The organism is Paenibacillus sp. LHD-38, assembly GCF_031157315.1.
In the GTDB taxonomy this organism is placed as follows: domain Bacteria; phylum Bacillota; class Bacilli; order Paenibacillales; family Paenibacillaceae; genus Pristimantibacillus.
The window spans coordinates 214,940-234,933 of sequence record NZ_JAVIFU010000002.1 but is presented as its reverse complement, the minus strand read 5'-3'; the positions used below and the strand labels follow the sequence as shown (position 1 = coordinate 234,933).

The following is a 19,994-nucleotide window of genomic DNA, read 5'->3' as shown; positions in this document are numbered from 1 at the left end:
GCCATTATTGATTCGTCTCGGGGGGATTGTCCGTAATTAATCCGAAGGTTGCCAGGCGCAGCCAATTCCGCAGACGATCTGCCTCTTGGTCGGAGTAATGTCTTCGATGAATGAGTGACATGGCCGCTTCGGCAAAGAACAGAAAGTTTTGCATTAAGCGTGGCTGCGAAAGATCCATTAAGGCTGGATCTTCGTCAGCCACCTTTTTTTTAATAAACTCAAGCACCCATATGACATCCTCGCGGCAAAGGGGATGAGCAGGATCGAGAATGCGATTGATTCGCATTTGAGTGGGGTGGGGACTTTGCAAATGAAGATCTCTGGTCATCGCTAACGTCACTCCTATCCTTGTTTAAACATCATTATCATCCATACGACATATACAACTTTTTTATACCCTTGAATAATAAAAAAATGATATGATGTTGTAGAAAAAATGGATTAGGAAGAATGAAAAGGGTGAAACGGTAACGATGGAAAGGCAACCATGTAATAAATTAGTGTTGATTGGGTTTATGGGAACCGGCAAATCAACCGTCAGCAGGCTGCTCGCAGAGGAGCTGGGCTGGAAACGAGTCGACGGTGACGAGGAAATCGAAAGGCTTGAAAATAAGCTGATTTCTAATATTTTCGCAACCGAAGGGGAAGCAAGCTTTCGGAAAATCGAAACCAAAGTACTGGATATGATTTTGGCAAGCGAAGATTCCTGCGTAGTTGCTACGGGGGGAGGCGCTGTGCTAAGCAGCGCAAACCGTGAGCTGATGCTAAACAAGGGTTATGTCGTCGCGCTGAAAGCAAGTCCCGAGCAAATAATGGCAAGAGTGAAGACGGATAATGCCCGTCCCCTGCTGCAGGGCGACGCGGAAGAGCGAGTGAACATGCTGCTCGAGCAGCGTAAGCATGCTTACGATTTTGCGCATCTTACGATTGATACGACGAGTATGTCTGCCGAAGAGGTCGTTGCAACGATTTTGGAACAATGGACCAAGAAGCAATAACGTAATTGAACATCATTTCAATAGGCCTGGCTGCCGATTGGGGTGTATATATTATTGTAAAGGGAGATCATACGAACTATGGACGTTTTAGTAACACCAACGCCAAGACTTGAAGGTGAACTTCAAGCGCTTTCTTCAAAAAACTACACGACCCGCTACCTGCTGGTAGCAGCACTTGCAGAAGGTACGAGCACGATTTATTATCCTGCTCATAGCGAAGATAGCGACGCTATGCGCCGTTGCATCCGAGATTTGGGTGCTACGGTGGAAGAAGATGAGGAGAAAATCATCATCACAGGCTTTGGCCGTCATCCGAAACCGGTTGAACAGCTTGATGTAGGGAATGCCGGCGCTGTATTGCGTTTTTTGATGGCTATAGCTGCGCTATGTCCAGACGTTACCTTCATTAACCGTTATCCGGATTCGCTCGGCAAACGGCCGCATAGCGATTTGATCGAATCGTTAACTGCAATGGGCGTCTCCATTGAGCATAATGAAGGGAAGCTTCCTATCCGCATTCAAGGCGGTGCTCCAAAAGGCGGGAAAATTCAAGTATCTGGCAACATCAGCTCGCAGTTTCTGAGCGCGCTATTGTTTCTGACGCCTCTATTAGAGGAAGATAGCGAAATCGAAGTGCTGCATGATTTAAAATCAAAGGTTGTCGTTGGTCAAACACTTGAGGTGCTGGAACAAGCGGGTATTATCATCCATGCCGACGAGGATTATATGCGTTTCCGCATTCCTGGCGGCCAAAGCTATGAAGCAAAAACGTATTCCGTACAAGGTGACTACCCAGGCTCCGCGGCAATTCTTGCGGCAGCAGCGGTGACAGAGTCGGATGTGATCGTGCATCGCCTGGAAGAGAAAAGCAAGCAAGGTGAACGTGCGGTAGTTGATGTACTGAAGATGATGGAGGTTCCTCTCACGCATGAGAAAGGGATCGTTCATGTAAAAGGCAACGGGAAGCTGAAAGCTGTTGAGTTTGATGGTGACCACGCAACGGACGCGGTTCTGGCCATGGTTGCTGCGGCTGTTTTTGCCGAGGGGACTTCACGCTTCTATAACGTAGAAAATTTGCGCTATAAAGAATGCGACCGCATTACCGATTATTTGAACGAGCTGCGAAAAGCAGGAGCAAATGTTGAAGAACGCCAAGCGGAAATCATTGTGCACGGTCGGCCGGAAGGCGTGGAAGGCGGCGTCGAGATTAATGCCCATTTCGATCATCGTGTCATTATGGCATTATCGGTTGTTGGTTTGCGTGCGAAGCAGCCGATCCGCATACGTGATGCCCATCATGTTGCGAAGTCGTATCCGATTTATTTCGATCATTTGAAAGCACTGGGTGCAAACGTAGAATGGATTGAAGGTTAAACGGACGGAGACGCTTAAGTTCTGTTCATATCATGAAGAATTGAGGTGTTATGATGGTTTTTGAGAATCCTACGCGCGAGCAAATTAAGGGTATTCTAGAGAAAAGCATGACGGTCGCCGTTGTTGGTTTATCCGACAAGCCGGATCGCGTGTCTTATATGGTATCCGAAGCCATGCAGGCGAAGGGCTATACGATTATTCCCGTCAATCCTAACGCCGATACGATATTGGGACAAAAAAGCTACGCTTCGCTTAAAGATATTCCCGTACCTGTAGATATTGTCAATGTTTTCCGCAGAAGCGAGCATACCCCTCCGGTAGCGGAGGAGGCGGTTGCGATTGGCGCCAAAACACTTTGGCTGCAGCTCGGTATCTCGAATGAGGAAGCGGCAGCTATTGCAGCTGCTGGCGGTCTTGAGGTCATTATGGACCGTTGTATCAAGGTTGAAGATTCCATCCTACTTCCTGGTGGAAAATCCAAAACATAACTGTTATAAAAAAGAGGGCTCTCCTACACAATAAGAAGGCTTCATAAGCGAGTGCCTCACTTGCCTTTCGCATGATCAACGAAAGCGGGGCAAACGGCATTTGCTTGAAGACTTTATGATTGTAATCCAAGGAGGACACGACGTGAATCAATTTTCGCAACAACCGGGTAATTACCAAGGCCAACAGAGCTTCCTAAACCAAAGCACGCATTTTGAGCCAACCGGCAACGTGCAATCTCACTATCAAGGACAGCTCAGCCAACCGACGTTCGGCAGACAAACGAATTCCATCGTTTCGAATGTGCCAGGCGGTTATCAAGCGTCTAACTCGTATAACCAAGGCGTGCAGCATTACGCACCGATGGGCTATACGAATATGACTAATCCGGTAGGAACGAATAATTCATTCATCTCGCATCAACCCGTACAGAGCTACGCCCAATCGCCAGCATCGGCATTTGGCAACGTGGGTCCAGTTATCGCACATGTAGGGTATCAAGCTGGTCCAGAAAACCAGCAATCATACCAGCAATCCTTTAACCAAAATTCTGGTATGAATTACGGAGCACAAAATTCGCATTTCTCAAACGCAAGTTATGGCGGCTATCCGCAGTCGAATGCACATAGCGGATACGGTATGACATCTGCACATTCGAACACATCGCTCCATCCTGTATATGAAGCTACTAATGCCTATCAGCAATCGGGTCCGGTTATTTCACATGTAGGTTGGCAGTCGACGAGTGGCGCGAATTCCCCTTATTCAGGCGGTATGCGATAACATCGTTTTAGAATAATTAGAAAAGAATCATCAACATCGGCGGGCCTTTACTGGCTCGCCGTTTTACTTTGACAAAAACGCAGCAAACGCTTAACATCGATATAGACATATTGGGATAAATGCTTATGAGGTCAGTTTTGCTTCGCAAAACTTTAGGGGGGTGCAAGATGATTTTCATTGGAAGCCTGCAGCAGCTCGGTAGAGCATTTATGCTACCGATGATTGTACTGCCTGGCGCGGCTATATTTTTAAGCTTAAGCAAGCTGCCGTGGGCGTACATTGGTCTGCCAGGTATGGAAGGCTATTTAATAGCGGCCAGCGAAACGATTTTTACGTTTTTACCATATATCTTTGCGCTTGGCATATCGCTTGGATTAACTGGAAATGCGCTCGCAGCCGGCATGGCTGCTCTTGTAGGGATGTTTATCTACAGCGGCATCACGGGTACAGCCGCGGTTCCAATTGAACCGACCGTGCTTATAGGTACTTTGATCGGGATTATTGCCGGTGTTAGCCATGAGCGCTTCAAAAGTCTTCGTTTGCCGGAATACATACAATTTTTTGGCGGACCGCGGTTTGTTCCGTTGTTCGTAAGCGTCGTAAGCTTGCTGTTCTCCATAGCCATGTTCAATGTCGCGCCCTACTTGCAAAAAATGCTCGTAGAGCTTGGAGAAATCGTAGCATCCGGCGGCGGCTTCGGCGTGTTCTTATATGGTTTTGTTCATCGTATTTTGGTTGTATTCGGTTTACATCATCTCGTTAGCCACGTGTTCTGGTTTCAAATTGGCGGCTATGAAACTGCATCTGGCGCAATGGTATATGGAGATCTTCCGCGATTCTTTGCCGGAGATCCTACAGCAGGCGTTTTTATGGCAGGCTTATATCCGACGATGATGTTCGCTTTGCCAGCCATTGCGCTTGCCATCATTCATGAAGCGCGTGAGGACTTAAAACCTAAAATACGGAAAACATTTCTATACGCTGCGTTAGCATCATTCCTAACGGGTGTAACCGAGCCGGTAGAATTCGCTTTTTTATTTGTGGCGCCGTATTTATATGTCGTTCACGCCATATTATCAGGTATTATCATGTGGGTTACCTATGAGCTGGGTATCAGACACGGATTCTCCTTCTCGGCCGGCGCTATCGATTTTGTTATCAATGAGCATCTGGCGACGCGGGGCTGGCTTATTATACCGATTGGAATCGTAGTCGGATTTATTTATTACTTCTTGTTCCGCTGGGCAATCGGGAGATTTCGAATTCCGACGCCTGGTCGCGAGGAAGGCTCACAGCTTGATGAATGGGCAGGCGATATTCCTTATCGCGCGCCGCTTATTTTGCAGGCGATCGGTGGAAAACAAAACATTGTTAAAATGGAATCCTGTATTACAAGACTGCGGCTTAAAGTATCCAATGACAAGCTGCTTGATATAAATGCACTTCGCAATCTAGGCGCGGCAGGCGTAATAAAGCTTGGCGGCGGACAGGTTCAAGTCGTATTTGGAACATACTCTGAGCTTATTCGTGAAGAAATGATTAAGACGATTCATCGCGATCAAGCGCAGGTTCTGTTTCATTCGCCGATGCAAGGTCGTATGATTCCGCTTGACGAGGTACCTGATCCGATATTCGCAGGAAAGCTTGTTGGACAAGGTGTTGCCTTCATTCCCGAGAAAGGGGAGCTCGTTTCACCGGTGAAAGGTAAAGTCATTCATATTTATCCAACGATGCATGCTATTGGCCTACTTACGCCAGAAGGGCTGGAAGTACTTTTGCATATTGGCATTGACACCTCGCGGTTGGCTGGCAAAGCATATTTTAATGCGCTTGTTAAAGAAGGCGATGAAGTTACGCCTGGCATGATGCTCATCAAGTTTGATTTGCAGCGGGTACGTAAGGAAAGTAAGTCGCTTGCTACCCCAATGGTTATTACAAATTCTGATCTTGTTCATTCTTGGCGGTTTGCACCGTTCAAAGCGGTGAAAAAGGGACAGTCCTCGGTGTTGTCTGTTGTACTGAAAGAGAGAAACGGTGGAGGGGAAACACAATGATTCAAGGAATAGGGGCGTCAGCAGGCATAGCGATTGGGAGATCGTTTGTGCTACCGAACTGGGAATGGGAGCTGCCGGAGCAAAAAATCGACGTAGCGGATTTTGCCCGAGAGTTCGAACGTGTATACGAAGGAATTCGTACCTCGAAGTCGGAAATCGAACAGATTAAGGATGAGCTGCGAGATGTTGTCGGCTCAGAGGAAACGCACATATTCGATGCTCATATAGCCATTTTGGACGATCCTGTCTTTATGAATGAAATTCAAGGCATTATCCAACGCCAGTACAAAGCAGCTGAGGTAGCTGTGAAGGAAGCCATTGATCATTTTGTTACGATGTTTGATTTGCTGGATGACGAGTATATGAAGGAGCGTGCGCTGGACATTAAGGATGTCGGAAACCGGCTGCTAAAGCATTTGCTTGGCGCACCGGAGATAACATTGCCTTCGGATACCCAGCCCTTTATATTGATTGCGAAGGAGCTGTCGCCTTCTCAGCTCGCTCACATTAACCCGCAGCATGTACTTGGCATTGTCACGCTCGCAGGCAGCACGACATCCCATTCAGCCATTATGGCAAGGGCGCTTGGCGTACCGCTCGTCGTAGGCGTAGAGACAAAGCTGTTGGAGCCTATTCAAACCGGCCAGACGATTATTATCGATGGCAATGACGGCAGCGTATTTATCGATCCCGTGCAGGAAGTTATTGATGCCTACACGGAGCTGCATGATCACCAAGCAGAAGCAAAAAAACGGCTGCACGGCATCGCCGGTCATCGGCCAGTTACGCCTGACGGAAAAAGACTGGAGCTTGCGGCCAATATCAGCTCCTTTAAGGAATTGGAAATCGCCTTATCGTCCGGCGCGCACGGCGTGGGTTTGTTCCGGACTGAATTTTTGTATATGGACCGCAATCGGTTTCCGAAAGAAGAGGAGCAATTCGAGGTTTATCGCAGCGTGGCAGAAAGACTTGCAGGCGAGCCGCTCGTTATTCGTACGCTTGATGTGGGCGGAGACAAACAGCTTGATTATTTTGAATTGCCTGAGGAAGACAATCCTTTTCTTGGATATAGGGCTATCCGGATATCGCTAGATCGTAAAGATTTATTTAAGACACAGCTTCGCGCCATCCTTCGTGCGAGCCATTACGGCAAAGTAAAACTCATGTATCCGCTCATTTCTTCGGTAGATGAGGTGCGTGCGGCAAATGCCGTGTTAAACGAGGCAATGTTGGAGCTTGAGGAAGCGGGAATCTCTTACGATAAAGGGATGAAGATCGGTATTATGATCGAAGTGCCCGCAGCCGTAATGATTGCTGATTTGCTTGCGGAAGAGGTCGATTTCTTCAGTATTGGTACAAATGATTTGGTTCAATTCACGCTTGCGGTTGATCGGATGAACGAAGAAATATCTCATTTGTATGAGCCGTATCATCCCGCACTGATCCGAATGCTGCGCATGACGGTTGAAGCCGCCAAGCGAGCCGGTATTTCCGTTGGTGTGTGCGGAGAGCTTGCTGGCGATTTGAGGGCGCTGCCGATTTGGCTTAGTCTGGACGTTGACGAACTAAGCATGTCCTCGCACTCTATTTTGCAGGTCAAGCAAAGACTTCTGAGTACTTCACAGGAAGAGAGCAGAGAGGTTTTCCAACAACTGCACAGCTGTCGTACGAGTAGTGAAATTTTAGAGCTGTTAACGGCATTTATGGAGCGCGTAGACAAAAAAACAGCGAATGGTTAGCCCATTCGCTGTACTAGTGCATCTACAAAAGCTTTCGCATAGGGAGGAAGATCTGGCGGACGACGTGCCGAGATAAGATTTCCGTCAACAACGACAGCTTCATCAAACCAAGTTGCGCCAGCATTTTCCATATCATCACGTATGCCGGGAGTCGATGTGACCTTGCGTCCCTCTAAAATTTTTGCAGAAATGAGGACCCAGCCAGCATGACAAATTTGGCCGATTGGTTTGTCAGCCGCATTCAGCTCTTGCACAAGCTCGAGTACCTTTGGATAACGGCGCAATTTATCGGGAGCCCAGCCGCCTGGAACCAATAGGCCGATAATATCATTGCTGTTCACTTCATCAAATGACAGATCAGCGACTGCAGGCACACCGTATTTGCCAATATGGGTTTTGCCTTTTTCAGGACCGGCATACAGAACGGTAGCGCCAGCTTCGCGTGCCCGATATACGGGATACCATAGCTCCAAATCTTCGAATTCGTCGTCTAGCAAGCAGATGACGGTTTTGTTTTGTAAAGACATATTTTCCCCTCCATCTATTAAAGATCTCTATTATTGTAACGAAGGAGCAACAATGAAGCAAACTGAATCGAAAGCTCAATTATTAATATCTATGCGTTTGCTGCGATTTATACCGGCTGCCGTATGGATGGCTGTTATATTTGGATTATCTTCAAGAACGAGCGACGAGATTGATACCTTCCTTCCGTTCTTTCAGAAGTTTTTTCCTTTTATGGAAGGTTTCAATTGGGGGCATTTTGTTTCTTATTTCATCCTTGCACTCACACTTGATTATGGAATCGGAAAAAAAGGCGATCGTTTTTGGATGAAGGTAATCATCGTGCTGCTTTGCGGATTATACGGCATAACGGACGAATATCATCAATCCTTTGTTGGAGGCAGGATGCCTGATCCATTGGATGTCCGAAATGATCTCATTGGAGCAGCGATTTGGACGACTTTGGCAGCCATACCTTGGATGCGTGCAAAATGGAGAAAAATAGCGCCGTAGTGAACGGAGTAAGATGTTCTTTTGATACGTTTAGTAGTAAAAATTACAAGACTGTGTAAGCAGGAATTTACGCGAAAATGGTCGAATCATTTATAGATTAGAACTCTGAAAGCTATGCTGACAAGGGTAGCTGCTACTAAGAAGGAGTGGACCACTTTGCATAAGATGTGTCATTGTGGCGACATCATGAAGATGAAACTGCGCACAGTTATTTATTCGGGGAAAGTAGAAATCGATAACGTTCCTATATTCTCTTGCACGACCTGTAACCGAAGTGAGGTATTTCCGGAGGTAAAGCCGGATTTAACTGGATTAATCGCTCAACTAGGTGCTCAACCAAATAAACAAACGTTTCTGTTCAATGAATGCAATGAATGGGCTAATTTGTTGGTCGAAGCGAAAGCGGAGAAGCTGCAAACGGATCAATCCGCCTTCGAGAGATTGATTGAGCAGAGAATTAACAAATTGCTCGATTTATATTTACTTGCTCAAACGCTTAATGATGAAGCATGGATTGCGGATTTAAAGAAGAGACTTGAGCAAATTAGCCGTCGGACACTGCTTACATAAGTGCTCGGATTTACATTTTTACATACCATGCAACAGAGCTGATCATGCGTCAACATTGCGAAAAGTAATATTTTGTCGTATGATTACGTTAATATGCGTCGTACGTAATTTTAAATCTGAGCTAATGGAGAGAACCACTGTGACGGTAACCATTTATGATGTAGCAAGAGAAGCAGGAGTGTCGATGGCTACGGTTTCTCGGGTTGTTAACAACAATCCGAATGTGAAGCCCGCAACACGCAAGAAAGTATATGAAGCAATAGAAAGACTTGGATATCGTCCGAATGCTGTAGCAAGAGGTCTGGCAAGCAAGAAAACGACTACGGTCGGGGTTGTTATCCCTGATATTTCAAATGCTATTTTTGCGGAAGTAGCGCGCGGTATCGAAGATATTGCCAATATGTATCATTATAATATTATTTTGTGCAACGCGGATAAGAAAAAAGATAAAGAAATCCGCGTTATCAACACATTATTGGAGAAGCAGGTCGACGGCTTGTTATTTATGGGCGGGGCCGTAACAGAGGAGCATCTGCAAGCTTTTAAGACGGCGAACGTTCCGATTGTGCTTTGTGCGACATCCGATGAAAGCGGACAGATTCCATCTGTCGATATCAATCATGAAGATGCTGCGTTTGATGCTGTTCAGAAGCTGCTGGAGCAAGGTCATAAACGTATTGCCATGATCAGCGGAACGCTGCAGGATCCATCAATCGGGTATGCAAGATTTCAAGGGTACAAGCGTGCGCTCGAGGCGGCTGGAATTGCCTATGATGATTCATTAGTGCGTATCGGTAATTATCGGTATGAGTCCGGCGCTGAAGCTATGAAGTACTTTATTGAATTGGACGAGCGTCCAACTGCTGTATTTTCCGCAACGGATGAAATGGCGATTGGGGCAATTCATAGTATTCAGGATTCCGGATTAAAGGTGCCGGATGATATTTCCATTATTAGCGTGGATAACAGCCGCATGGCATCGATGGTTCGCCCTCAGCTTACAGCTGTCGCACAACCGATGTATGATATTGGCGCAGTTTCCATGCGTTTGCTGACCAAGCTTATGAAAAAAGAAAATGTAGATCAATCCAAAGTGATACTGCCGCATGAAATCGTCGTGCGTCAATCGGTTGGAGGAATATAAGAAAAATGTTTTTTAACAAAATAGGAATTATAGGCGCTATGGCGGAAGAGATTGAATTGCTCCATGAGCATGTAAACATAGCGTCTCAAGTGACGAAAGCTGGAATTACATATTATGAAGGTACCCTTCACGGCAAAGAGGTCATTTATTGCAAATCAGGTGTCGGCAAAGTAAATGCTGCTGTTTGTACGCAAATTTTGCTTGATCTCGGCGCTGACTGCGTGCTCTTTACTGGTGTAGCCGGAGCCGTTGATCCTCAGTTGAACATTGGCGATATCGTGGTTTCAACGAGCTGCATACAGCATGATATGGACTGCTCGCCGCTGGGCTTTGCTCGCGGGACGATTCCGTTTCACCCAAGATCAGAGTTTGCAGCGGATGATCGTTTAATCGAGCTTGCGTCTGCTGCCAGCAGCAGACTATTCTCGGGACGAAGCCTTAAAGGGAAGGTATTGTCAGGGGACCAGTTCATCGCAAGCCGAGAAACGGTCAAGCTGCTTCATGAGACACTCCATGGCGCTTGCGCAGAGATGGAAGGGGCTTCGGTTGCCCAAGTGTGCGATATGAATGAAACGCCGTTTGTCATTATTCGTTCGATGTCGGATAAAGCGGACGGTTCGGCACATGTGAACTTCTCGGAGTTTACCGTAACGGCTTCTAATCATTCATACCAAATCATTGATGATATCTTACAGAATATCTAACTCTAATACCACTCGAAAGAACCAGCCTTGATGTAAGTCTCATGGCTGGTTCTTTCTTTGCGTTCTATGAGCGGTATGCAGTGCGCAGATTTAAAGATCCTGAATAACAATATTCTGGATGGTTCTGTTCTTGTCCGCTATTTCTAACCGCCTTGGCATCGGTTCAATATCTGCTGGATCATCCATCCACGTGGTAGGCAGCTTCAGTGGACTAAAAGAGGTCCAGCGCTTCACCCAGCAGTCAGGAAGAGCTATTACTTTGCCGGCAGCTATTCCATGAGAAATCGGATGATCGATCATGGTGAGCCAAACGAGAGACCATGCTCTCGGAACAACGCGGAAAATATCATAACCTCCGCCGCCAAGCGCGATCCACCGGCCATCTGTATAGGTATGGGCTAATTCATGTATGATGGCAGGGATCTCAGCATAGATCCGCATGCTGCAGTGAATGTGCGAGAGCGGGTCATAGGCATGGGCATCACAGCCATGCTGACTAATAATTACATCCGGTTTGTAAGCGGATAACACTTTGCGCAATGTGATATTGAAGCTCTCCAGCCAAGATTCATCCTCCGTGTAAGGCTCAAGCGGGACATTAAAGCATGCTCCAAAACCATGGTCGGTTCCTTTTTCATGTACATATCCAGTACCTGGAAATAGAAATTTTCCTGTCTCGTGAATTGAATAGGTGCACACATCCGGGTCGTCATAAAATATCCACTGAACACCATCGCCATGATGAACATCAGTATCGATATAAAGAACCCTGGCATTATAGGTTTGGCGAATATGCTTAATGGCGACTGCAGCATCGTTATACACGCAAAAGCCCGAAGCGCGGTCAGGAAAGGCGTGATGCAATCCACCTGCAAGATGATAAGCATGTTTAGCCCGGCCTGTCATAACGGCATCTGCGGCTGCCAACGAGCCGCTGACAATCGTCATCGCAGCCTTGTGCATGCCAGGGAAGAATGGAGTGTCCTCCGTATGCAGTCCGAATTGCTGAGCAAGAAGGCCGCTATCGTTGATAGGAGCTTGCTCGCTTAATTGTTTCACGGCTGCCAAATAGTCTGTTCTATGCACGAGTGACAAGAGCTCCTCATCGGGATAGGGGAGTGGGGTCTCTATCAGCTCGTCATTGAGTGCGTTCACTTCTTTGAGCAGGTCAATGGTAAGCGTAAGACGCAGCGGATCAAATGGATGCTCTTCGTCAAATTTATATCCGCTAGAATCCGGATGATGTATGAAAACAGCATCAGAAGCCATCTCTATCCTCCTAAAGGTTTGCGCAGCAAACCTACTTCGTAAGCATGGACTTAGGTTTGCGCAGCAAACCTACTTCGTAAGCATGGACTTAGGTTTGCGCAGCAAACCTACTTCGTAAGCATGGTATTAATACATAAAGCGCTGCCGAAACCGCACTCGGTCAAAATGCTCTACAGAGCTCAGCGGCACTTCTTTGCCGATGCGAACCATTAAGCAATTCGCGGGATGGGAGCATATTTCGGGATCATCGGTAGCAAACCATACCATACCGACGGACTGCATTAATTTTTCCATCATTTTGCGATAGTCCCACACGTTAAGCTTTGTTCCTTCGAGATCCCAATGCCAATAATATTCTGTCGTAAATACGATCATATTTTCTAATTGTTCCTCAGCGAACGCGAGTTGGATCAATCTTTTTCCTAATCCGCAGCCCCGGTAATCATCTGCTACCTCTATGGCCCCAAGCTCGATAAGATCCATCATGCCGCCCTCAGACCAACGCTCAAGCTCATCGGCATAATGAAAGGTTACATATCCGACAATAACATTGCCCTCGCGTGCCAAAACGATGCGTCCTTCGTCCAATCCGGCTATTTCAACAAGCGCGTCATGCTGCTCGTTTGGCCTGCGAAACGCGTCTAACGATTTATGCATGATCATGCAAGCGAGCTGCTCAGGAGGTACTGGCCCTTCTAAAATAAGCTCGCGCCCTGCGTCTATAGCGAGACCTTCTCGCTGCAAACGCTTCCGATGTTCCAAGGCTATCCCCCCTTTTACTTGCTATGGAAAAACGTACTTGCCATCTCTACTACTCTTTATAGCAAAGTTTTAAGCAAATGAAAAGCGGTAGTCGAATAGAAAAAGGATATGCTATAATGAGTTTGGCGGTTTAAATTTTGGGAAACGCGTTCGGTTGTCGGCTTGTTTGCCTCAAGCGATGACAAAGAAATGAAAGCGTATTCTTATGCAGCAGACACACAGATTTGATGGGAGAGTGATAGTATGATCAACTTACATCAAGAACGAATTCCAGCGACGGCACCGAATCCTAATTTACTGAATTACGAAGAATCAGCCAGCTCCTTTGATTGGAGCCAGATTGAAAGCCAGTTTAGCTGGTACACGACTGGGAAAGTTAATATGGCCTATGAGGCCATTGACCGCCATGTCGAGCAAGGAAAAGGCGACAAGGTCGCTCTATATTATAGCGATAGCGAACGCGATGAGTCCTACACTTTTGAACAGCTGAGCAAGCAATCGAATCGTTTTGCAAATGTTTTGCGGAAGCTTGGAATTACGAAGGATGAGCGAGTCTTTATCTTTATGCCCCGTACGCCTGAGCTGTATTTCAGCGCGTTAGGCGCGTGGAAGGTAGGCGCGGTAGTTGGTCCTTTATTCGAGGCCTTTATGGAGACGGCGGTAAAGGACAGACTGCAGGATAGTGAAGCAACAGCAATAATAACAACACCTGCACTCTTAAAAAGAATCAAGAGGGATGAGCTGCCGAACCTCAAGCATGTGATCGTATTCGGTAAGGATGTACCGCAGGAAGAGGGCATTATCGATTTCACGCAAGAGATGTCCGCGGTATCCGATGAAGCTGAGATCGAGTGGCTGGATCGCGAGGACGGACTTATTTTACACTATACGTCAGGTTCCACTGGAAAGCCTAAAGGTGTCTACCATGTTCAAAATGCAATGATTCAGCATATGTACACCGGACAAATCGTACTCGACTTGAAAGAAAATGATATTTATTGGTGTACTGCGGATCCGGGCTGGGTCACAGGCACATCCTATGGTATTTTTGCGCCTTGGCTTAATGGCGCGACTAATGTTATACGCGGCGGCCGTTTTAGCCCAAGTGATTGGTACGGCGTTATTCAAAAATACGGCGTGACCGTATGGTATAGCGCTCCTACAGCCTTCCGTATGTTAATGGGTGCAGGCGATGAAATATCACAAAACTTTGACCTCTCCAGCTTGAGACATGTCCTGAGCGTAGGAGAGCCGCTTAATCCAGAGGTTGTACGCTGGGGGCTTAAGGTATACGGCCAACGCATACATGATACTTGGTGGATGACGGAGACTGGCGGCCAGCTGATTTGTAACTATCCGAGCATGGATATCAAGCCAGGATCAATGGGCAAACCGGTGCCGGGCGTGAAAGCAGCGATTATTGACGACAGCGGAAATGAGGTTGCGCCATATCGCATGGGTAACCTAGCGATTCAAACCCCATGGCCGTCTATGATGCGCAAGGTATGGAACAATCCCTCCAAGTACGAGGAATATTTCTATCTAAAAGGATGGTATATTTCAGGAGACTCGGCCTATATGGATGAGGATGGATATTTCTGGTTTCAAGGGCGAATCGATGACGTGATTAACACCGCAGGGGAGAGAGTCGGCCCATTTGAGGTCGAAAGCAAGCTTGTGGAACACCCAGCGGTAGCGGAGGCAGGCGTTATCGGCAAACCCGATCCTATGCGCGGAGAGATCATCAAGGCCTTCATTGCGCTCCGTGAAGGGTATGAGGCTTCCGATGAATTAAAACAGGAAATTTCACAGTTTGTTAAGATCGGTTTATCTGCCCATGCTGCGCCAAGAGAAATTGAATTTAAAGATAAGCTTCCAAAAACACGAAGCGGAAAAATTATGCGTCGCGTGCTGAAGGCGTGGGAGCTGAATTTACCGACGGGTGATTTGTCCACAATCGAAGATTAGAGCATATGCAGCTAACATCTCAAATAACAAAAAGAGGATGGCTCCTAGATAGGAGTCGTCCTCTTTTTTGTTATTTTGTTAATGGACGCTTAGCAATTACCGCTGGAATAGCTCAATCCACTCGCCATCAGGACCGCTCACGAAAAAGTATTGAAAGCCGTTCGGAAGCGTCGTTATTCCGTCATCAATAAAGGTAACGTCCAGCTTGTTCAAACGTTCAAATTCAGCTTGTACATCATCAACGGATAAGGCAAAGTGATGAACCTTACCTTCCAACGGGAGGCTATCATTATAGCCCTGTATTAGCTCTAGATCCGTTTCGCCTTCATGGCCAAAGCCTAAAAAGGCAAGCTCAATAATACCATTAGAATGGGGGATGCGTCCTTTAAGCTCAAATCCGAGTATCCCCGTGTAAAAGGCAATCGAAGCCTCCATATTTTTTACCATTACGCCAACATGGTCAATCCGTTTTTTGGTCATGAGGATGAATTCCTTTCTATTTAGGTTTTGAATTTTTATTATGATGGATAACGATGTCTATCATAAGGAGAAGGGATATAGCTGTCAAGTAGGATTGATCGGATATGCGGGATTAAGAAGTCTAACCTGAAAAAAATGGGTTGACTTTCATCCTTAGGTTATATAATAATGATTACAAAACCAAGTAATTAGGTGGGAATAATGAGTTTAGGAGGTTGTTTGGTGGACACTAGGAAATTAGGCAATAGCGATCTGTATCCTACCGTCATTGGATTTGGCTCTTGGGCAGCAGGAAAAGCGGGCTGGGGTGATGTGGACGATGACGAGACCGAGGCTGCTATTCGTCATGCATATGACTTGGGTATTACCTTTTACGACACAGCTCCCGCCTATGGCCTCGGTCATTCGGAGGAATTGTTAGGCAAAGTGCTTAAACCGGTACGCGAGCATGTGATCCTCGCAACAAAAACAGGACTTGAGTGGAACGGGCAGGGACAGTTTAGCATAAACGTGACTAAAGCTAAAATCGTGCGCGAAGTAGAGGAGAGCCTGTGTCGATTAAAGACTGACTATGTTGATTTGTACCAGATTCATTGGCCTGACCCTACCGGGAAAACACCGGTAGAAGAGACGTTTGAAGCTTTAAATCAATTGGCCGCGCAGGGGAAAATAAGATATATCGGCGTATCGAATTTCAATGTTCAACAGCTGGTCACTGCACAGGCTGTAAGCCCTATCGTGTCCGTACAGCTGCCGTATAACTTATTTCAACGTGATGTCGAACATGCAGCTTTGCCTTATGCAAAGCAGCTTAATATCGGATTTATACCCTACAGCCCTTTAGCTCAGGGATTATTGACGGGAAAATTTAATTATTTAACGAGGCTTCCAAAAACAGATGTGCGCGCGCAGCTCAACCCTTTATTCTCTGCGAAACAGTTTACAAAAAACATCGTCATCATCGAAACGCTTACCGGATTGGCGAGAACAATTGGAAAACCGCTTAATCATGTTGCTATTAATTGGTTATTGTATCGGAAGGAAATTACGAGTGTGATAATCGGCGTAAAGACGATTCAACAGGTAGAGGATAACGCTGCTGCCGCGAAATGGAGCTTAACCCGAGAAGAGTATGAGCAGATTAGCCGATTGTTCGAAACGGATTCATCTTATGTCATTTAAAGATTCAACAAATCCCTTACCTCAACAAAAAAAAGGAAGCAGCCTCTTGTGAGACTGCTTCCTTTCTTTGGTGCCGAAGAAGGTATCAATTTACCGCCTGCTTAGCGGATGGAGCGGATTCGCCATTCGCATTTTCCGAGGTGACATAGAAGGACCCTGTTATGAGCGGAGCTACATACTCATAGCTGGTTTCAGAAGTCGATGCGAGCTTTGAATATTGTCCGTCGTTTTTGGGGCTGTAATATACATGATATTGCGTTACTTGGTCGGACACACTGTTCGATGCCCAAGTTAGTCGTACGCTAAGCTCCGTTTTTGAGGCTTGTAGGCCTGTTGGAGCAGCAGGAGCCGAATTACCTTGCTCGTTTCCGCCGCCGTTACCACCGCCCTGGGGCGGCGAAGGATTGATTGGAGAGTTACCGTATTGAACGAGCGGACTTGGCGCAGATTCTTTACCGGCAACATCAACCGCCGTTACATAATAGGTCGTGTTTTGCGAGCTCGAAGCATACAGCTTCATCCGTTTGTCAGAACCCACGGTGATGGATTCGCCTTGTTTTTGATAGGCTCCTTGATTAACGGATTTATAAACACGGTAACCAACCACATCTTTGGCTGAGCTGTCACTAAACGTCAGGATGAGCACGCCATCTGATGACTGCAGCTTAACGCTAGCAGGCGGCGGCGGTGCAGCTCCGTCATCAACACGAGGATCAGGCTTGGAAGGTGCATTGTTTTCTGCATCAGCAGGCAAATAGGCACTCATCGAGCGGCGGCTCTTCGCTGGCAATTTCGCTTGCGCAGCTTGAATCTCATCCATTAGGACATCCAGCGGTTTTTTTCGTTTAATTACGATTTGCTCTTTAACCATGTCGCTCGGTGTAGCAGGGTTAGGCACATAGTTAACGCCGTTGTACGAAATGTACGCCATTTTTACGAGCGCATCATCCGTTTTCTTAGGTATATCCTTCTTGTTGAACCAATCCGTTACTAGCATGCCAGCTTCCTTCGTCAGTTGGCTAGGAAGCAAGCCGCTCGCACTGGAAACCGTCGCTTTTACGATTCCAGATGGACGCTCAAACTTATCTGTTGCGAATACTTCAGGTTTCTTTTCAGCCATTTCGTTCATGATTAACGCCCAGATTGAGCGTGCACGTGCTTTTCCGTTTTCAGATAGGGAGTTTACCTGTTCCTCATAGCCGGCCCACACACCTAAAGTGATGTCAGGCGAGAAGCCCATGAACCATACATCGCCATAGCTTTGGGTTGAGCCTGTTTTACCGGCAATCGGAATTTCTCCGTATTTCTTGAACTGTGATTTCAGCTTGTTTGCAGATCCGTTCCTACTTGAGATGACGGAGGAAAGCATATCTGTCATCAAAAATGCGCTTTGTTCAGAGAAAACCCGTTTTGGCTCTTGCTTATGCTCGTATACGATTTTTCCGTTGGCATCGGTAATACGTGAAATCATATATGCATCATTGAAAACGCCTTTGTTCGGAATCGAGCCGTACGCATTTGTAAGCTCTTCCACAGATACGCCGATGCTTAATCCGCCGATTACGCCGGTTTGTGCATAGGAATCTTCCGGCTGCAGCGTCGTTATGCCGAGCTTCTTCACAAAAGCCCATGCATTATCGATTTTGACTTCTTCGTTGAAAATTTTCAGGGCTGGCAAGTTCAATGAACGGTTTAACGCTTCGCGCGCGGTGACGAGGCCCGCGAATTTACGGTTTACGTTCATTGGGATATGAAAGCCCTTTTGGCCATCCTTCAATACGACAGGAGCATCGTCAATTATGCTTGCGGGTTGTATGATACCCATCTCGATAGCGGGCAGATAAGCAGCTAACGTCTTCATTGTCGAGCCTGGCTGCCTAGTCATTTGCGTAGCATAGTTTAGCTGCTCTTCATAGAAATCACGGCCTTCCAGCATGCCCACAATAGCGCCTGTCTTGTGATCCAGCATGACTGCGGCGATTTGCTCAAGACCTTTTTCCTCGCTGTAAGGTGTAAAGTTTTCATCATTGGTGCCGATCTCGCGCATGAGCTGATAGATATCCTTGTCGATCGTCGTATAAACATGATAACCTCCGCGCAGCAGGTGATCACGCGCCTCCTCGATTAGTGGAGCATTTTCCTTTTTGCTCAAATCTGCTTTGGTCAATGTTGGATCCTGCTCCATCAGCATGATTTCAGCAGCTTGACGCTCAGCTTCAAGCATCAGATAAGGATAAGTCGTGTAAGCTTTCTCGGAAGGCTCGGCAAGTGTTTTTCTTATGTCAAATTTGAGTGCTTCGTCGTATTCCTGCTGAGTGATGCGGCCTGTTTGCAGCATTCTCATTAACACCGTTTTTTGACGTCCTAGCGCTAAATCAAAGCCGCCTTGATTGAATTGGCCTTTGCCTGTAAAAGCGGTATAGGCAGATGGCCTTTGCGGAAGTCCTGCAAGATAAGCAGACTGTGCAATATTCAGCTTGTTTAGGTCCGTAATGCCGAATATCCCTTTGGCAGCTGCTTTTATGCCGAATAAATTGTATCCGCTTGATCCGTTCCCGAAAGGAACCTTGTTCAAATAGGCTGCTAAAATTTCTTTCTTCGTTAGATATCTTTCCATTCGAAGCGATAAAAATATTTCTTTGATCTTACGGCTGTCGGTTTTGTCCAAGCTTAGGAATACGCGACGCGCAAGCTGCTGAGTAAGGGTGCTTCCTCCCGTTTGCGTATCTTCATTCAGAAGCTTCTGCTTCACCGCACGTCCCAGACCGTTGATGTCTACGCCATTGTGCTCGAAAAAATTATTGTCTTCAATGCCAAGTACCGCATTGATAACCTGTGGCGGTAAATCATCATATGTAATAATCATCCGGTCCTCAGACGTTCTTAGCTGTCCGACTAGTGAATCATCATTGAAGTAAACGAATCCGGTAATGGCGTTTTCGCCGACTTTCTCTTCAATAACGGTCCGTGGTCTTACTTCTTCATTTTTCACGAGGGCAGCAACATAGCCGGTTACGGCGCCTCCTGCCAGCAAACCGATGAAAATTCCGAAATATACCATCCATTTTACTGTTATAAAAGTTACAATTCCGAATGTACGCCATTTGCTTCTTTTGGCTGGCGTTTGTTGACGATCCTCTTGCATTTTTTTGACTCCTCCTCCAAATAGCACACCCATTATAACATAAATCGTCAAAGTAACGCATTCTTTAACAGCATTGACTTCCTGGTAGCGCTGTGGTATAAATTCAATAATGTTTTATCCAATCAATGCTTTGAAGGGCATGAGTAGACAGCGATCCGTCATTTCAGAGAGCCGGTGGGTGGTGTAAACCGGTATGCGCCGCATGTTGAATTACCGCCTGGAGCTAAGTGAAGGAACCGTTGCTGATCAACTTCAGTCCATGCATGGCCAACGGCCAATGGGGGCTGAATCAGCCGTAGTAGTTCACTTCGGAGACCGT

At 46.6% G+C, this 19,994-nt stretch carries 18 protein-coding genes and 1 other annotated feature (1 of these 19 cut by a window edge); of the genes, 12 read left to right on the top strand and 6 right to left on the bottom strand.

The features are described from left to right. Positions 1 to 4: 4 nt before the first annotated feature. Positions 5 to 328, bottom strand: coding sequence for a hypothetical protein (locus RCO25_RS03145; protein WP_308994677.1), 324 nt, complete (start codon positions 326 to 328; stop codon positions 5 to 7). 145 nt (positions 329 to 473) lie between these two features. Between RCO25_RS03145 and RCO25_RS03140 the strand changes: the two genes are divergently transcribed. The 6 genes from RCO25_RS03140 to ptsP all read left to right on the top strand — a co-directional run bounded on the left by RCO25_RS03140 (position 474) and on the right by ptsP (position 7,434). After that, positions 474 to 998 carry a shikimate kinase gene (locus RCO25_RS03140; protein ID WP_308994676.1) on the top strand — a complete coding sequence of 175 codons (525 nt, stop codon included), beginning with the start codon at positions 474 to 476 and terminating at the stop codon, positions 996 to 998. A gap of 78 nt (positions 999 to 1,076) precedes the next feature. Continuing rightward, positions 1,077 to 2,372 (top strand): 3-phosphoshikimate 1-carboxyvinyltransferase, encoded by a 1,296-nt coding sequence (gene aroA / locus RCO25_RS03135; protein WP_308994675.1) that lies wholly within the window; start codon positions 1,077 to 1,079, stop codon positions 2,370 to 2,372. Between the two features lie 53 nt (positions 2,373 to 2,425). Beyond that, positions 2,426 to 2,860 carry a CoA-binding protein gene (locus RCO25_RS03130; RefSeq protein WP_308994736.1) on the top strand — a complete coding sequence of 145 codons (435 nt, stop codon included), beginning with the start codon at positions 2,426 to 2,428 and terminating at the stop codon, positions 2,858 to 2,860. Between the two features lie 142 nt (positions 2,861 to 3,002). After that, entirely contained in the window at positions 3,003 to 3,641 is a 639-nt protein-coding gene (locus tag RCO25_RS03125) for a hypothetical protein (protein WP_308994674.1), read from the top strand. 167 nt (positions 3,642 to 3,808) lie between these two features. Next, positions 3,809 to 5,695, top strand: coding sequence for a glucose PTS transporter subunit IIA (locus RCO25_RS03120; RefSeq protein ID WP_308994673.1), 1,887 nt, complete (start codon positions 3,809 to 3,811; stop codon positions 5,693 to 5,695). Continuing rightward, the gene (ptsP, locus tag RCO25_RS03115) at positions 5,692 to 7,434 is read left to right on the top strand and encodes a phosphoenolpyruvate--protein phosphotransferase (RefSeq protein WP_308994672.1); all 1,743 of its coding nucleotides are present in this window, start codon (positions 5,692 to 5,694) and stop codon (positions 7,432 to 7,434) included. The genes RCO25_RS03120 and ptsP overlap by 4 nt, the downstream gene beginning before the upstream one ends. Here the strand turns inward: ptsP and RCO25_RS03110 are convergent. After that, the gene (locus RCO25_RS03110) at positions 7,431 to 7,961 is read right to left on the bottom strand and encodes a type 1 glutamine amidotransferase domain-containing protein (RefSeq protein WP_308994671.1); all 531 of its coding nucleotides are present in this window, start codon (positions 7,959 to 7,961) and stop codon (positions 7,431 to 7,433) included. The genes ptsP and RCO25_RS03110 overlap by 4 nt on opposite strands. Positions 7,962 to 8,013: 52 nt before the next feature. Here RCO25_RS03110 and RCO25_RS03105 point away from each other — a divergent pair, with 52 nt between their 5' ends. The 4 genes from RCO25_RS03105 to RCO25_RS03090 all read left to right on the top strand — a co-directional run bounded on the left by RCO25_RS03105 (position 8,014) and on the right by RCO25_RS03090 (position 10,869). Further along, entirely contained in the window at positions 8,014 to 8,451 is a 438-nt protein-coding gene (locus RCO25_RS03105; RefSeq protein WP_308994670.1) for a VanZ family protein, read from the top strand. A gap of 186 nt (positions 8,452 to 8,637) precedes the next feature. Continuing rightward, positions 8,638 to 9,021: a hypothetical protein gene (locus tag RCO25_RS03100; protein ID WP_308994669.1), complete on the top strand. Its 384-nt coding sequence runs from the start codon at positions 8,638 to 8,640 to the stop codon at positions 9,019 to 9,021. Between the two features lie 139 nt (positions 9,022 to 9,160). Next, entirely contained in the window at positions 9,161 to 10,165 is a 1,005-nt protein-coding gene (ccpA, locus tag RCO25_RS03095; protein WP_308994668.1) for a catabolite control protein A, read from the top strand. Between the two features lie 5 nt (positions 10,166 to 10,170). After that, complete coding sequence (locus tag RCO25_RS03090) at positions 10,171 to 10,869, top strand: 5'-methylthioadenosine/adenosylhomocysteine nucleosidase (RefSeq protein WP_308994667.1); 699 nt, start codon at positions 10,171 to 10,173, stop codon at positions 10,867 to 10,869. A gap of 90 nt (positions 10,870 to 10,959) precedes the next feature. On the opposite strand, the gene RCO25_RS03085 is transcribed toward RCO25_RS03090, so the two are convergent. Next, positions 10,960 to 12,138 (bottom strand): acetoin utilization protein AcuC, encoded by a 1,179-nt coding sequence (locus RCO25_RS03085; RefSeq protein WP_308994666.1) that lies wholly within the window; start codon positions 12,136 to 12,138, stop codon positions 10,960 to 10,962. 126 nt (positions 12,139 to 12,264) lie between these two features. Further along, positions 12,265 to 12,900, bottom strand: a complete 636-nt coding sequence (locus RCO25_RS03080) for a GNAT family N-acetyltransferase (protein WP_308994665.1) — start codon at positions 12,898 to 12,900, stop codon at positions 12,265 to 12,267. Between the two features lie 243 nt (positions 12,901 to 13,143). On the opposite strand from RCO25_RS03080, the gene acsA reads away from it, so the two are divergent. Continuing rightward, positions 13,144 to 14,868, top strand: coding sequence for an acetate--CoA ligase (gene acsA, locus RCO25_RS03075; RefSeq protein ID WP_308994664.1), 1,725 nt, complete (start codon positions 13,144 to 13,146; stop codon positions 14,866 to 14,868). Positions 14,869 to 14,964: 96 nt separating this feature from the next. On the opposite strand, the gene RCO25_RS03070 is transcribed toward acsA, so the two are convergent. Continuing rightward, the gene (locus RCO25_RS03070; protein WP_308994663.1) at positions 14,965 to 15,348 is read right to left on the bottom strand and encodes a VOC family protein; all 384 of its coding nucleotides are present in this window, start codon (positions 15,346 to 15,348) and stop codon (positions 14,965 to 14,967) included. Positions 15,349 to 15,570: 222 nt separating this feature from the next. On the opposite strand from RCO25_RS03070, the gene RCO25_RS03065 reads away from it, so the two are divergent. Continuing rightward, positions 15,571 to 16,530, top strand: a complete 960-nt coding sequence (locus RCO25_RS03065; RefSeq protein ID WP_308994662.1) for an aldo/keto reductase — start codon at positions 15,571 to 15,573, stop codon at positions 16,528 to 16,530. Positions 16,531 to 16,615: 85 nt separating this feature from the next. Here the strand turns inward: RCO25_RS03065 and RCO25_RS03060 are convergent, their stop codons facing one another. After that, entirely contained in the window at positions 16,616 to 19,675 is a 3,060-nt protein-coding gene (locus RCO25_RS03060; protein ID WP_308994661.1) for a transglycosylase domain-containing protein, read from the bottom strand. 121 nt (positions 19,676 to 19,796) lie between these two features. Then, positions 19,797 to 19,994 (top strand) — a binding site (T-box leader) (it continues 104 nt past the right edge of the window).

Bases quoted from the DNA above. Each gene is read 5' to 3' on its own strand.
- acsA (WP_308994664.1), top strand. From the start codon at position 13,144: ATGATCAACTTACATCAAGAACGAATTCCAGCGACGGCACCGAATCCT.
- RCO25_RS03060 (WP_308994661.1), bottom strand. From the start codon at position 19,675: ATGCAAGAGGATCGTCAACAAACGCCAGCCAAAAGAAGCAAATGGCGT.
- aroA (WP_308994675.1), top strand. From the start codon at position 1,077: ATGGACGTTTTAGTAACACCAACGCCAAGACTTGAAGGTGAACTTCAA.
- RCO25_RS03100 (WP_308994669.1), top strand. From the start codon at position 8,638: ATGAAGATGAAACTGCGCACAGTTATTTATTCGGGGAAAGTAGAAATC.
- RCO25_RS03130 (WP_308994736.1), top strand. From the start codon at position 2,426: ATGGTTTTTGAGAATCCTACGCGCGAGCAAATTAAGGGTATTCTAGAG.
- RCO25_RS03120 (WP_308994673.1), top strand. From the start codon at position 3,809: ATGATTTTCATTGGAAGCCTGCAGCAGCTCGGTAGAGCATTTATGCTA.
- RCO25_RS03140 (WP_308994676.1), top strand. From the start codon at position 474: ATGGAAAGGCAACCATGTAATAAATTAGTGTTGATTGGGTTTATGGGA.
- RCO25_RS03085 (WP_308994666.1), bottom strand. From the start codon at position 12,138: ATGGCTTCTGATGCTGTTTTCATACATCATCCGGATTCTAGCGGATAT.
- RCO25_RS03090 (WP_308994667.1), top strand. From the start codon at position 10,171: ATGTTTTTTAACAAAATAGGAATTATAGGCGCTATGGCGGAAGAGATT.
- RCO25_RS03105 (WP_308994670.1), top strand. From the start codon at position 8,014: ATGAAGCAAACTGAATCGAAAGCTCAATTATTAATATCTATGCGTTTG.
- RCO25_RS03145 (WP_308994677.1), bottom strand. From the start codon at position 328: ATGACCAGAGATCTTCATTTGCAAAGTCCCCACCCCACTCAAATGCGA.
- RCO25_RS03070 (WP_308994663.1), bottom strand. From the start codon at position 15,348: ATGACCAAAAAACGGATTGACCATGTTGGCGTAATGGTAAAAAATATG.
- RCO25_RS03110 (WP_308994671.1), bottom strand. From the start codon at position 7,961: ATGTCTTTACAAAACAAAACCGTCATCTGCTTGCTAGACGACGAATTC.
- ptsP (WP_308994672.1), top strand. From the start codon at position 5,692: ATGATTCAAGGAATAGGGGCGTCAGCAGGCATAGCGATTGGGAGATCG.